The organism is Acidaminococcus nyctereutis, from assembly GCF_052216985.1.
Classification (GTDB): Bacteria; Bacillota; Negativicutes; order Acidaminococcales; family Acidaminococcaceae; genus Acidaminococcus; species Acidaminococcus fermentans_A.
Genome location: NZ_JBQOUY010000013.1, coordinates 32,598 through 45,598 on the forward strand (window position 1 = coordinate 32,598; position 13,001 = coordinate 45,598).

Annotated in this window: 13 protein-coding genes; 10 read left to right on the forward strand and 3 right to left on the reverse strand. The window is 48.7% G+C overall.

Features of this window, described 5'->3' with window-relative positions:
- Positions 1–14: 14 nt before the first annotated feature.
- A complete protein-coding gene (locus tag ACTUHY_RS07675) occupies positions 15–830 on the forward strand; it encodes an alpha/beta hydrolase family protein (protein WP_303063897.1) in 816 nt (271 codons plus the stop codon).
- 77 nt (positions 831–907) lie between these two features.
- On the opposite strand, the gene ACTUHY_RS07680 is transcribed toward ACTUHY_RS07675, so the two are convergent.
- Positions 908–1,561: a GntR family transcriptional regulator gene (locus ACTUHY_RS07680; RefSeq protein ID WP_270420503.1), complete on the reverse strand. Its 654-nt coding sequence runs from the start codon at positions 1,559–1,561 to the stop codon at positions 908–910.
- 253 nt (positions 1,562–1,814) lie between these two features.
- Between ACTUHY_RS07680 and ACTUHY_RS07685 the strand changes: the two genes are divergently transcribed.
- The 6 genes from ACTUHY_RS07685 to ACTUHY_RS07710 all read left to right on the forward strand — a co-directional run bounded on the left by ACTUHY_RS07685 (position 1,815) and on the right by ACTUHY_RS07710 (position 8,320).
- The gene (locus tag ACTUHY_RS07685) at positions 1,815–3,074 is read left to right on the forward strand and encodes a 3-isopropylmalate dehydratase large subunit (protein WP_442827251.1); all 1,260 of its coding nucleotides are present in this window, start codon (positions 1,815–1,817) and stop codon (positions 3,072–3,074) included.
- Between the two features lie 19 nt (positions 3,075–3,093).
- Positions 3,094–3,609 carry a LeuD/DmdB family oxidoreductase small subunit gene (locus tag ACTUHY_RS07690; RefSeq protein WP_442827252.1) on the forward strand — a complete coding sequence of 172 codons (516 nt, stop codon included), beginning with the start codon at positions 3,094–3,096 and terminating at the stop codon, positions 3,607–3,609.
- A gap of 21 nt (positions 3,610–3,630) precedes the next feature.
- Positions 3,631–4,965: a GntP family permease gene (locus ACTUHY_RS07695; RefSeq protein ID WP_270420506.1), complete on the forward strand. Its 1,335-nt coding sequence runs from the start codon at positions 3,631–3,633 to the stop codon at positions 4,963–4,965.
- Positions 4,966–5,186: 221 nt separating this feature from the next.
- Positions 5,187–6,437, forward strand: a complete 1,251-nt coding sequence (locus ACTUHY_RS07700) for an SLC13 family permease (protein WP_442827253.1) — start codon at positions 5,187–5,189, stop codon at positions 6,435–6,437.
- Positions 6,438–6,467: 30 nt separating this feature from the next.
- The gene (locus ACTUHY_RS07705; RefSeq protein ID WP_270420508.1) at positions 6,468–7,121 is read left to right on the forward strand and encodes an RraA family protein; all 654 of its coding nucleotides are present in this window, start codon (positions 6,468–6,470) and stop codon (positions 7,119–7,121) included.
- 5 nt (positions 7,122–7,126) lie between these two features.
- Positions 7,127–8,320, forward strand: a complete 1,194-nt coding sequence (locus tag ACTUHY_RS07710; RefSeq protein WP_442827254.1) for a M20 metallopeptidase family protein — start codon at positions 7,127–7,129, stop codon at positions 8,318–8,320.
- A 110-nt stretch (positions 8,321–8,430) separates the two neighbouring features.
- On the opposite strand, the gene ACTUHY_RS07715 is transcribed toward ACTUHY_RS07710, so the two are convergent.
- Together ACTUHY_RS07715 and ACTUHY_RS07720 are read right to left on the reverse strand one after the other, a co-directional pair.
- Positions 8,431–9,135: a GntR family transcriptional regulator gene (locus ACTUHY_RS07715; RefSeq protein WP_442827255.1), complete on the reverse strand. Its 705-nt coding sequence runs from the start codon at positions 9,133–9,135 to the stop codon at positions 8,431–8,433.
- A gap of 271 nt (positions 9,136–9,406) precedes the next feature.
- The gene (locus ACTUHY_RS07720; RefSeq protein WP_442827256.1) at positions 9,407–10,225 is read right to left on the reverse strand and encodes an alpha/beta fold hydrolase; all 819 of its coding nucleotides are present in this window, start codon (positions 10,223–10,225) and stop codon (positions 9,407–9,409) included.
- Between the two features lie 360 nt (positions 10,226–10,585).
- Here ACTUHY_RS07720 and ACTUHY_RS07725 point away from each other — a divergent pair, with 360 nt between their 5' ends.
- Genes ACTUHY_RS07725 through ACTUHY_RS07735 form a run of 3 tightly spaced genes read left to right on the forward strand, consistent with a single transcriptional unit; the run spans position 10,586 to position 13,001 of the window.
- A complete protein-coding gene (locus ACTUHY_RS07725) occupies positions 10,586–11,455 on the forward strand; it encodes a DUF6282 family protein (protein ID WP_442827257.1) in 870 nt (289 codons plus the stop codon).
- A 20-nt stretch (positions 11,456–11,475) separates the two neighbouring features.
- Positions 11,476–12,501: a TRAP transporter substrate-binding protein gene (locus ACTUHY_RS07730; RefSeq protein WP_442827258.1), complete on the forward strand. Its 1,026-nt coding sequence runs from the start codon at positions 11,476–11,478 to the stop codon at positions 12,499–12,501.
- A 23-nt stretch (positions 12,502–12,524) separates the two neighbouring features.
- Entirely contained in the window at positions 12,525–13,001 is a 477-nt protein-coding gene (locus tag ACTUHY_RS07735; RefSeq protein WP_442827259.1) for a TRAP transporter small permease, read from the forward strand.

The window sequence follows — 13,001 nt, forward strand, 5'->3', positions numbered from 1 at the left end:
ACAGGAGGCAGAAAATGAATGTATTAGCGGATCATTTATCCAAGGAAGTCCAGCAGAATCTCTTTGGCAATGCGGACCTGAACATGCTCTGGTCCTGCCAGGCGTTTCCCCAGTTCTGTTATTGGGTCCATGTGCCGGATGCCTGGCGGACTGAAGAAAATCCCCATTGCAATCTTTTGGTGATCATCCATGGCACGGGCTGTGCTGCAGAGAACTATGTCCGGGAAGCCACCCAATGGGCGGATGCACACCATACGGCAATCCTGGCGCCCCTCTTTCCCAGCGGGCTGATCGACCGGAACGATTTCAACAGCTACAAACTGCTGGCTTGTGACGGGATCCGGTATGATCAGGTCCTTCTGGCCATGATCCAGGAAATGGAGAAGCGGTATCCTGGAGTGGATGGGAAAAAGTTCTTCTTATTCGGCCATTCCGGAGGAGGACAATTCACCAACCGGTTCCTGCTGGTCCACCCTGACAGGGTGAAAGCCGTATCCATCGGGGCACCGGGCCGTCCCACTTTCCTCGATTTCCAGACGGATTATTTCTGGGGCGTACGGAATTTCCGGGACGTCTTTGACAAAGACTTGGATCTGGATGCAGTACGGGAAGTCCCTGTACAGATTACCGTAGGGGCTCTGGATACGAAATATATCGGAGAATCCCCTTACGGGACCAACCGGGTGGCCAGGATGAAGAGCCTGGAAAAGAATTTCAAGGACAATGGAATCAAAGAGGTCGAACTGACAATCATCCCTGGAATCGAACATGTGGACGGGGACCGGGAACGGATCGAAGCCTGTACGGCTTTCTTTGCCAAGTTCCTGTGAGGGAAAACAAAAATCCATTTTAAAAAGGCTGTGAAATGCTGTCGGCAAATTGTGCCGGCGGCTTTCACAGCCTTTTTTCAGGAGTCTTTCCTGCCCAGATAGGCAAGTACATTGTCTTCACTGCGGCGGATATGTCTTTCCATGGCTTCTTTGGCAGCCTGTGGCTGATGGTCCCGGATATTTTCCAGGATTTGGATGTGTTCTTCCGTAGACAGGCGGTAATGTTTCTGTTCTTCGGGGATGGCATGACCGGTGCTGGGGCCGTTCCACAATTCCATCAGATAGGTGGTCAGCTTTTGGTTGTCCGCAGCTTCCCAGATGGCCATATGGACGGATTGATTCAGTTCTTCATAGCTTTTGTCATCGATGGAATCCAAACGGCTTTCCATGTCCTTCAGCCTTGCAATATATGTATCTGCATCCTTCAAGCCTTTTTCAGCAGCTTTGTAAGCGGCTGTGGATTCCAGCAGGATCCGCATTTCAAACGTATCCTGGATGAATTTTTGATCGATTTTATTGACGATGGCACCTTTGCTCATCCGTAAAGTGATCAGGCCTTCCGCCGCCAGGGTCTGGAAGGCTTCCCGTACAGGGGTGCGGCTGATGCCCAGCTGCTCGGCAATGGCCGTCAGGCTCAGTTCCTGCCCGGATTTGTATTCTCCGCTGTAGATGGCACGTTTTAAAATAGAAGTCACCCGAACCCGTGTGGGGACCATTTTTAGGGTTTGCATGGTTATCACAATCTCCTATTTACATTCTTCCATTCTATTTTATGCGGTTTTTGGCAGGAGTTCAACAAGTTTTCTTTGGAATCAAAGAAGAAAATATCGTATACGATATACGATTTGTAGCTAAATATCAGAAAATTTCATTTTTGGATTGTGTTTTTGGAAGAAATATGGTAAAAATACCACATACGAAATATCGTATACGATATATGATATTTAAAAACAGATCCAGGGAAAACAGGGGGAGGAATATCCAATGCATGCCATTGAGAAAATCTTTGCAAAGAATGCCGGCAAAAAGACGGTAGAAACCGGTGAAATCGTGATGGCCAAGGTGGATTTCGCAGAGATCAATGATCTGTATCTGCAGACGGTCTACTCTTTTTATGAGATGGGAGGGGAAAAGGTCTGGGACAATACCCGCTGCGCTTTTGTCTTCGACCATTATGCTCCCTGTCCTACCATCAAGAGTGCCCAGAATCATAAGGAAATGCGGGAATTTGCCCAGAAGAACAACCTGAAATACCATTTCGACACCAACTGCGGGGTCTGCCATCAGGTCATGCCGGAAGCCGGCCTGATCTATCCTGGGATGATCGTGGTGGCTACGGACAGCCATACGACAACCCATGGCGCCTTTGGTGCAGTGGGCACGGGCTGCGGAGCCACGGATATGGCCACCATCCTGATGACGGGGGAACTGTGGTTCCGGATCCCTGAAATCATCGAAGTGCGGCTGGAAGGGGAAGCCCCCAAGGGCGTATTCCCCAAAGACGTGATCCTGGCTGTGCTGGGAAAGATCCGGGCCGATGGAGCGGTGTACAAAGCCATCGATTTCACCGGTAGCTATGTGGAGAACCTGAATGTGGCAGGACGGATGACCATCTGCAACATGGCTGTGGAAATGGGCGCCAAGACGGCCTATATACAGCCGAACCAGGCCGTGCTGGATTACGTAAAGGCACGTGCCGTCCGTCCCTTTGAAGTGCAGTACACCGACCCAGGGTATACCTATGCAGAAAGCTATACTTTCGATGTTTCCCAATTGGAACCGGAACTGTCCTGCCCCAGCAGTGTGGAAAATGTCCATACCCTCTCCAGCGTAGTGGCCCAGGGGCCGGTGAAGCTGAACCAGGGCTATATCGGATCCTGTACGGGAGGACGGGAAGAAGACATTGCCATTGCCGCAAAGATCCTGAAAGGGAGACATATCCCGGAATATACCCGCCTGGTGGTGATCCCAGCTTCCAATGAAGTGATGGAGAAATGCCTGGAAAAAGGGTATATCCAAGATCTGATCAAGGCTGGGGCGACCATTTCCACCCCTGGATGCGGGGCCTGCCTGGGAGCCCATGAAGGGGTGCTGACCGCCGGAGAGGTCTGCATCACCAGCACCAACCGGAATTTCCCGGGACGGATGGGATCCACGGAAGCCCTGATGTACCTGGCCAGCCCGGCTACGGTGGCAGCCAGCATGGTGACCGGATATATCACGGATCCCCGGAAGTATCTGTAAGGTGAAGGAGGAAGCAGAGATGGAAACAAGGGTAACGGGAAAAATCATTGTAGTGGGAGACAACATCGATACGGATCAGATCTATCCGGGGCGGTATCTGGATATCGTAGACCCCAAAGAAATCGGCAGCCACTGCCTGTGCGGAGTGGATGAAAACATCGCTGCCAGTTTTCCCAAGGGAGGCATGGTGGTGGCCGGCCGGAATTTTGGCTGCGGGTCTTCCCGGGAACATGCCCCTATCGCGCTTTTGAATATGGGTGCCAAAGCGGTACTGGCAGATTCTTTTGCCCGGATCTTTTTCCGGAATGCCATCAATCTGGGACTTCTGCCCATTATCTGCAAGGGATTGAAGGACAAGGTGAAAGATGGGATGACCCTGATCCTGGACCTGGAAAAGTATCAGGTGACGGTGCAGGAAACCGGGGAAACCTATCCCTGTGAGAAACTGGGACCCCAGGCCATGAAGATCCTGGAAGCCGGGGGCATCAAACCGCTCATGCGGGCAAGATTCGCCAAAGAAAAAACGGGCAAGTAAAACGAAAGGGGGAAGTACATCATGCCTATCGAGCTGGTGTTTGTCATCGGGATTGCGGTACTGCTTTTCCTGTGCCTGAAAGTGAAAGCCAATGCGTTCATGGCACTCCTGGCTACGGCCCTGGTCATGGGGATGCTCTCCGGTCTGGGAGGACCGGCAACGGTGAAGACCATTACTTCTGGGTTTGCCGGGACGGTAAAGAGCATCGGGATCGTCATCATTTTCGGGATCCTGCTGGGGAACTATCTGGATGCAGCCAAGGGGACCAATCGGATGGCCATCGATGCGGTCCGGCTGGTGGGGCAGAAGAGAGCCAGTCTGGCCATGGCCATCACAGGATATCTGGTTTCCATCCCTGTTTTTTCGGATGCTGCCTGTGTCATCCTGGCTCCTTTGGTGAAAGCCATCCATCGGAAGACCGGGATTCCCTTGGCCGTACTGGCGGTCAGCCTGTCCGGGGGACTCCTGGCCACCCACGTGTACGTGCCTCCTACACCAGGGCCCCTGGCTGCGGCAGGACTGCTGGGCATCGATATCGGCCAGGCCATCCTCTGGGGAGCTTTTGCTGCTGTATTTATGACGGCAGCCGGCTGGATCTTTGCGGAAACGTATCTGCGCAGCCGTCCGGAATGCTATTACCATTTCCAGCCAGATGCACAGAAAGAGGAAGAAGCCGCTTTTGATGACAATACGGATGATCTGCCGGGGACTTTGGCCAGTCTCATCCCTCTGGTGATTCCTCTGCTGCTCATTGTGGGGAATACTACGGCTGCCATGCTGCTGCCTAAGAAACATCCGCTGTTGGCTGTGACTTCCTTTATCGGCGATGCCAACATCGCCCTGGCAATCGGTGCACTCCTGGCCATCCTTACCTTGGGAAAACGGATGGGGGGAGAAAAGGTACTGAAAATCATGGATACCACCCTGAAAGACGCCGGGCCCATCGTATTCATCACCTCTGCCGGCGGGGCATTAGGTGCTGTGCTGAAAGCCTCCGGAGCTGGTGCCAGCCTGGCCCAGATGGTCATCGACACCGGGCTGCCCTTCATCTTGATCCCGTTTGTCATCTCTGGATTGCTAAAAATCGTCCAGGGCAGCGGCACCGTTGCCGTGACCACCGCTGCCACCTTGTGTGCTCCCATTGCCAGCAGCCTGGGACTGAATCCCATCCTGATCTTCCTGGCTTCCGGAGCTGGTGCCAGATCTTGCTGCCACGTGAACGACTCCTATTTCTGGGTGTATACCAATTGTATGGGCTTTGATATGAAAACTGGGCTGAAGACCCTTTCCATCAGCAATATCTTCATGGCGTTGGGAGGTCTTCTGGCCACGTATGTCGCCAGTTTCTGGCTGTAAGGACTTATAAAACTTTTTGAAAATGGATCGGCTCTCTGGAAAACCTTCGGACGGAGGTCTTCCAGAGAGATTTTTTTTGCAAAAATTGGACAAGAATACTTATTATAAAAACTTTGCTTACACATAAATAAAGAAAATAAAAATAAATGCAAAGAAATGGTTGCATCCCATCATTTATTATAATATTATAATATTATAATAAATGATGGGGAGGGGAAAATATGACGTGGCAGATGATTTTGGTCATTGCATTATTTTTCTGGATTTTCATTGCATTGAATTGGAAAATCGCCGATCCGGTGATTGTGGGGATTTCCATTCCAACGATCCTGGCTTTGGCCGGCATCTTGAAACCGGCTACCGCCTTTTCGGATTTCTCCAATTCCACCTGTATGTTCTTCATGAGCATGTTCGTCATTGGTCGGGCCATCATGAAAACAGGGCTGGCCGATACCATCGGAAGTACCATCATCAACTTGATCGGGAAAACGGAAAAACGGCTGACTTTGAGTGTAGCTGTGGTTGCTGCTAGCATGAGTGCTTTTTTGAATGATACAGGGACGACCGGCTGCCTGATGCCCATCGTGGGGGCTATGGCACAGAAGGCACAGGTCAAGCTGTCCAAGATTTATATGACGCTGGCGTTCTTTGCTTCTATGGGAGGAACCATCACCTTGATCGGTACGACCCCTCACATCATCGCCGGCGGCCTATTGGAAAAATCCGGGTACCAGGGGTATGGGTTCTTTGAATTTACGAAAGTCGGCCTGCCCATTACCATCATCGGACTGATTTATATGTATTTTTTCGGGTATCATACGCTGCCTGAAGTGGAAACCAGCTATGATCAGGTCCCTCCCGTCGCTCATAAAGACAAACGGGGAATGATCATTACCTCTGTTGTTTTTGTGATTTTGGTGATTGCCCTTGCCACGAAAATCATGCCGTTCCATTTGGCAGCCGTCCTGGGAGCCATGATTGTAGTGGTGACTCGGTGCATTACGGTAAATGATGCCCTGGATTCTTTCAGCATGCCCACCTTATTCCTGGTTGCCGGGGTCTTTCCGCTGAGCGGAGCTATGGCCAAAACCGGTGTTACCCAGATGATCATCGACTTTACTTCTCAATATGCAACATCTGTCAGCCCTTATGCGGCCATCCTGATCATTTCCGGGCTGACTGCTTTCTTGACCCAGTTCATGATGAAGACTTCTCTTTCGGCCATTATGCTTCCCATGGGAATCGTTTATGCCCAGTCTCTGCATTTGGATCCACGGGGTGTGGTCATGGCCATCGCCGTTGCTTCGTCCCTGGCTTTCTGCACGCCTTTTGGTACAGGGCCCAACCTGTTGGTCTGGAAACCGGGCGGATATGAGATCAAGGATTATTTCAAGACAGGACTGCCGCTCCTGGTGATGGCATGGCTTGTATCTTCAACGATTATCTGGTATTTTTACGAGTTTGCCAAATAAAAGAGGTTCAATTTAGAGGAGGTCTTTTTTATGTTTTTGATGAAAGAGCGTGTCCAAGGTGTAACTGACGAACTGCGGAAATTGTACGAAGACGTTTGTCCGTCCAGCATTGGCCATATGACGGATTTTGGTTTCATCACAAGTCTGAAGCCATTTCAAAAGGATTTCCACTTTGTAGGGAATGCAGTGACCGTTCAACTGCCTCATATGGATTCCATCGCAATCCATAAGGCCATCGATGTGGTGCAGCCTGGGGATGTGCTTTGTGTCAATACCTGCAATGAATATGACAGAGCGCCTCTAGGAGAACTGGTAGGCTATTCCTATAAGAAAAAAGGTGTAGCAGGCGTCATCATCGATGGCTGCATCACTGATGTCAAAGCGCTGCAGGCCATGGATCTGCCCATTTTCTGCCGGGGTGTCAGTGCCCTGACGACCAGAAGTGTAGGCATTGAAGGGATGATTAACGTACCCATTGCCATCGATAATGTGGTCATCAAACCGGGAGATCTGGTGGTTGCAGACGATGACGGGATTTTTGTGGTGGATCCGCAGTTTGCCAAAGAATATGGCGAACGGGCTGTTGCCAAACAAAATGGAGAACCGGCAACGAAAAAACGGATCGATGCAGGGGAAAGCCTACCCCATATCAACGGAAATTATAAATACTTTGAGAAAGCGTGACCGGAATGGAGAAGGAGATTGCCTTACTGAGCCAGTTTGCAGAGGAAGATCAGGAGTATATCAGAGCACTCAGACGACAGTTCCATCGCCATCCGGAGCTGAGTTTCCAGGAATTTGGGACTACTCGGACCCTTGCGGAAGAATTGCAGAAATGCCCTGGCATGGAAGTGACTACCTGGGACGGAAAAACCGGTGTGCTGGGCGTACTCCGTGGAGAAAAAGCTGGCAAGGTAGTGGCACTGCGGGCAGATATCGACGCCCTTCCGCTGGAAGAAAAATCAGGGCTTCCTTTCCCTTCCGAACAATCTGGAGCGGCTCATTGCTGCGGCCATGATCTGCATATGTCCGTGCTGATCGGAGTGGCTCGGGTCTTAAGCCATCATCCGGAGCTGTTCAGCGGGACGGTAAAGTTTATTTTTCAGCCGGGAGAAGAAAAGCTGGGCGGTTCTGAAACCATGATTGAAAGAGGCGTTTTAAAAAAACCGGATGCCCAGGCCATTTTTGCCATGCACACCTGGCCAGCGGTGGATGCTGGCAGTGTGGGTTTCCGGGCAGGTGCCTTTATGGCATCTTCCGATGATATCGATCTGAAAATCATTGGGAAATCTGGGCATGCTGCTCATCCGGACCAATGTGCTGATCCGATTGTTGCCTCTGCCGCTGTGATTTCCGGACTACAGACCATCGTTTCCCGTGAAATCAAACCGACGGATTCTACTGTCCTGACAATCAGCATGATCCAAGGGGGCAAGGCGCGGAATGTGATTGCACCGGATGTAACGCTAAAAGGGACGGTGCGGACCATCAGCAATGCCGTACGGGACAAAATGCCCGCCATGATCCAGGACCTGGCTGGCACCATTGCCAAAGGCTATCATTGTGAAGCAGAAGTCAACTATACAAAAGGAGTGGCAGCTGTCATCAATGAAGAAGGACTGAATAACCTGGCCAAAAAAGCAGCGGCGGAAATCTTGGGAGCTGAAAAGACCGTGGATCTGAAAGAAGTCTCTCTGGGCAGTGAAGATTTTTCTGCCTATCAGCAGGAAATCCCCGGTGTCCTGTTCCGTTTGGGAACAGGGAGCGAAGACCCACAGACTCGCCTGGGGCTCCATAATTCGGCAATCCGCTTTGATGAAAAGGCCCTGCTGGCGGGGGTTAAAGCACTGAGTGCGGTGGCTCTTGCTTATTTGGATGCATGAATTCCTTCAATTGATCCCAAAACGTTGAAAACCCCAAAGAACAGCTTTTAACCAGCCTGTTCTTTGGGGCTTTTAGTTTGGGGTAGACGTCCAACGGGTTCCGGGCAGAGTCACTTTTCCTGGTAATGGACCCTGTACTTCCATTCTTCTGTTAAAACATAAAAACGGACAAATTCCAAGAGCCTGTCTTTTTCCCTATAGGTCTTTCGATTGATGAGCAGCACAGCCGTATGGGGAGGGACTTTTAAGAGTTCAGCCACCTGTTGAGGGGCAGGGACGGCCTGCAGCTCATCTTCCGTACGGATAATGGGAATGTGATTTTGGTCATAGATGGCGAGCAGAGAAGAAAAATTCCCTTCTTTTTTGATGAGAGTACTGTCCACTTCAAAGATAAAGTGATGGAGATAATAGAGCGGTTTATCTTTGAAATACCGGATGCGGCGGACACTTACCGCAGGAGTACTGGCAGGGATCCCTACAGCTTCTGCAATCTCCTTTGGCAAAGGCTGATCTTCTACAGAGAGGGTTTTACAATAGAGATATTGGTTGTTTTCTTCAAAATCCTGTTCGAATCCTCCTAGATTCAAATGGGGCCATTCTCGTCGTCCTGCAATGAAAGTACCCTTGCCCGGCCTCCGTAGGATGAATCCTTCCTGCTGCAGACGATCCAGTGCCTGGCGTACTGGCGCTTTGCTGGCGTTGTACTGCAGAGCCAGTTCAGCCTCCGTAGGCAGCTGATCCCCTTCCTCATAGAAATGGGTTTTGATTTTATGCAGTAATTCGTTATAGATCTTTTCATGCAGTGATTCTGTCATAATGGTTCTCTCTTATCTTTTTCTTTTAAGGATACCAGGTACCGGTTATAAATTCAAATTTTTTGTGGCTGTTTTTTTCTGAACTGCCATTGGAGGAGGGCCGATCATTCTCTTTTTCATTACAAATAAGTCACTGTCGGCTTGAAAATATCCTCTTTATACAAAACAAACAGACTGTGAAAGAAGCACCATAAAACATGATCCACGTCTTTCACAGTCTGTCGTTGGGTATCCAGTGCCAGGAGAGTTGGAGTCTTTCTCTGCTTGGAATTTATTTCTTCAGCCCTTCAATAAAGCTGATGACACACTGATTGAACTCTTCCGGCTTTTCCCAGAACAGCATATGGCTGCAGTCCTCAAAAATCTTTGTTTGGGCGCCGGGGATGTTTTCTCCGACCCAGGCACTTCCGTGCACATCGAAGACCTTGCTTTCCCGGGCGCAGCAGACCAGGGTAGGAAGCTGGATGTGAGGCAGGAAATCCCTCCAGTCCAGGTTGGTGTGGTCCCGCATGATTTCGATCCGCACATAGGGCGGGCATTTGCAGATTTCATCTACCAGCATTTTGTGGTCCTCGGCTGAAGGAGCATGTTTCAGACAGGCCCCCACAAGCCCTTCTGCAGATCCTCGAGGATCACTTTTGGCGGCGAAACAGGTTTCCATGAAGGTTTCTACATCGAAACAGGCTTTCTGTCCCCAGGGCCAGTCAGGTTTCACATATTGGGCCGGAGACTGATCCACGCAGATGAGGCTGTCGATCCGATAGTTCCCAAACAATTCGATATAGCTCCAGAGGATGGAAGCTCCCATGGACCAGCCCAGTACCGTAACATCTTTCAGGTCCAAGGCATCCAGCAAATTCTTCACATCCATGGCGTACCGGGAAATGCGGTGGCTGTGGAGCACTTTTTCAGATTCCCCATGGCCCCGCATATCCATCAGGACAACCTGGAAATGCCGGGAAAGTTCCTCTACATTGTATTTCCAGAATTTCGTAGAACAGGTCCAGCCGGGAAGCATGAACAAAGGCTTTCCTTCTCCATGGATTTCGTAGTAAATGGATACATTGTCGTTGGTTGTAATAAATGGCATGGTCCTACCTCCTGTGAAATAAAAATGGAAGATTCTGAATTAAGTATATCACAGGGAAAGACAGCTGAAAATCGTGAGGGGAATGGTAGGAAAACGAATACAAGTTTTTTCTTGTGCTGAAACAAACCTAATAATGAAAAACAAAAATAATAGCAGCCAAATGGAAGTAAAAACGATTGAATTTTTCGAAAAAACAAACTAAAAAGTATAAAAACAAGTTTTAACTTGTTTTTATACTGAAATTACTTGTTTTTCCTTGTATAAAATCCGTGCTACAGTATATTTGGACAAAGCGAAACGGACCGGTCCCCCATGAGCTTTGATGACCAGAAATGTGTCAGAAATTGTGGGAGATAAAGTATGGATAAAAAAATTTTGCTTCAAAAGGCAATGGATTTGCAGAGGGGTGCCTATGATTTACATGTACATTCTTTACCATCGGTATTCCCGAGAAAATTGGATGGTGTAGAACTGATCCGAGCCGGCGAACAATACGGTATGGCAGGGATCCTCTTAAAAAGTCATTATGAACCGACGGCATTACGGGCCATGCTGATCAATAAATACTGCCATTGCCAATGTAAAGCATATGGGGGCCTGGTTTTAAACTGGCCTGTGGGGGGATTGAACCCTTATGCTGTATATGAGGCCGTACGGGCGGGGGCGAAAATCATTTGGATGCCTACCAGGGATGCAAGAAACAGTCTGAATTTTGGCAATATGGACGGAGATTTTTTTAATAGACCGGGAATCAGTATCCTGGATGAGAACGGCCGGATAAAAAAAGTTGTTTATGAAATTATGGATATCATCAAGGAAAGAGGTGGATGTCTGGCAACAGGTCATATCAGTCCGGAGGAATCCATTGTATTATGTAAAGAAGGACGTGCCCGAGGAGTTCCAATGATTTTAACCCATCCTGAATTTCAGAGAACAAAGATTTCAGGAGAGATACAGAAAGAGCTTGCGGAGCAAGGCGTCTTTATTGAAAAGAATTGGTTAAATCTTGTAACGGGGTCCGTGACAGCTGAAGAAATGGCTGCCAATATCCGATCTGCAGGCGTGGAGCACGTGTATTTGGCAACGGATCGAGGGCAGCAAACGGGTCCTTCTCCCGTAGAAGAATACAGGAACTTTATTCTAGCAATGCTGGAACAAGGCTTTACAGAGAAGGAACTCTTCATCATGACGCATCAGGTTCCTGCACAGATTATCCATCTATCTGCATAAAGGTCAGGGGGAGTCAAATTATGAAAACGAAAAAAATCCTATTGGGGCTGCTTATGACAGCACTGGTGGTGAGTGTATCCGGATGTGGATTGTTTTCATCTGGAAAGAAAAAAGATGGGCCGATAACCATCGGAATTGGATATACTACCGCATCGAATCCTGACGATCCTTATCATGTAACTGCATTAACTTTTAAAAATTATGTGGAGAAGCATACAAATGGACGGATCACAGTACATGAATACCCCAGCAGCCAATTGGGCAGTGAACCGGAAATGTGGGAAGGGATGCAAATCGGGACTTGTGACGCCGCTGTTTTAACAAATGCTTACGTAGCTTCCTATGTCCGTGCAAATGGAGCATTGGACCTTCCCTTTATTTTCAAAAATGTAAAGCAAGCTAGAGAAATTTTGGATGGCGAGTTCGGACAGGAACTGATGGATAATATGAAAGAAACGGGCGTTACCTGCCTTGCTTATTCAGAAGGAGGGTTCCGGCAGCTATGCACTCGGGACAAGGCGATTCGGAAACCAGAAGATTTGGTTGGCCTGAAAATCCGCTGCATGGAAACCAAGACGTATTTGTCCGCTTATCACTCTTTGGGAGTAAATGCAACGCCTATGGCTTGGGGAGAACTTTTGACAGCATTGCAGCAGGGTGCTGTAGACGGCTGTGATGCTCCTCTTAGTGTGCTTTATACGAATGGATTTCCTGATATCTGCAAATATATCGATAATGTGAATCTGTTTTATTCTCCGCTCCCAGTCTGTGTGTCTACAAAAGTTTATAACAGCCTGACTCCGGAAGATCAAAAGATTTTAAAAGAAGCTGCAGTTGAAGCGGCAAAAGCAGCTCGGAAAAATAATGATGATTCTGCAGCACGTATGGAAAAAGATTTAAGCAGCAAAGGAATGACCATTATTCCAGAAAAAGAAGTTGACAGCGAAGGCTTCCGGCAGGTCGCAAAGGCTTGTTATGAAGAAATGGAATCTTATATCGGCAGCAAGTGGGTGCAGAAGCTGCAAAAAGAAGTAGGCCTTCTGTAAGTTTTATGGAAGGGGAGAGCACAATGGAAAATTTAGTAAAAGTATCGGATCGGATCAATAAGATTGTAAGCTATGTGGGTGCTGTTTGTTTTGTTGTACTTATCTTTGCCTGTGTCTTACAGGTATTCTGCAGATTTATCTTGAATCATTCTCTGTCTTGGACGGAAGAACTGGCACGGTATGCTTTTATTTGGATGCATATGATTGGAGCTTCCTTGCTTATTGGAAATGGAGGCCATGCAACGGTAACGGCTATCCTGGATTTACTGCATGGAGGATTGCGGAAGAGTGCAGACCTGTTCATTGAGGCAGTAATCCTTATTGATGGGGTACTCATGACCTATGCTGGCACATACCTTTCTTATGCTTCTCGAACCAATTTGAGCACAGCGATGTCGGTCCCCATGTGGTGTATCAACTCATCAGTTGCTGTTGGAGGTGTCCTTTTGATCATCCAGGCTTTGGTGAAAATGCTTGTGCTCTGGAATGACAATAAGTAA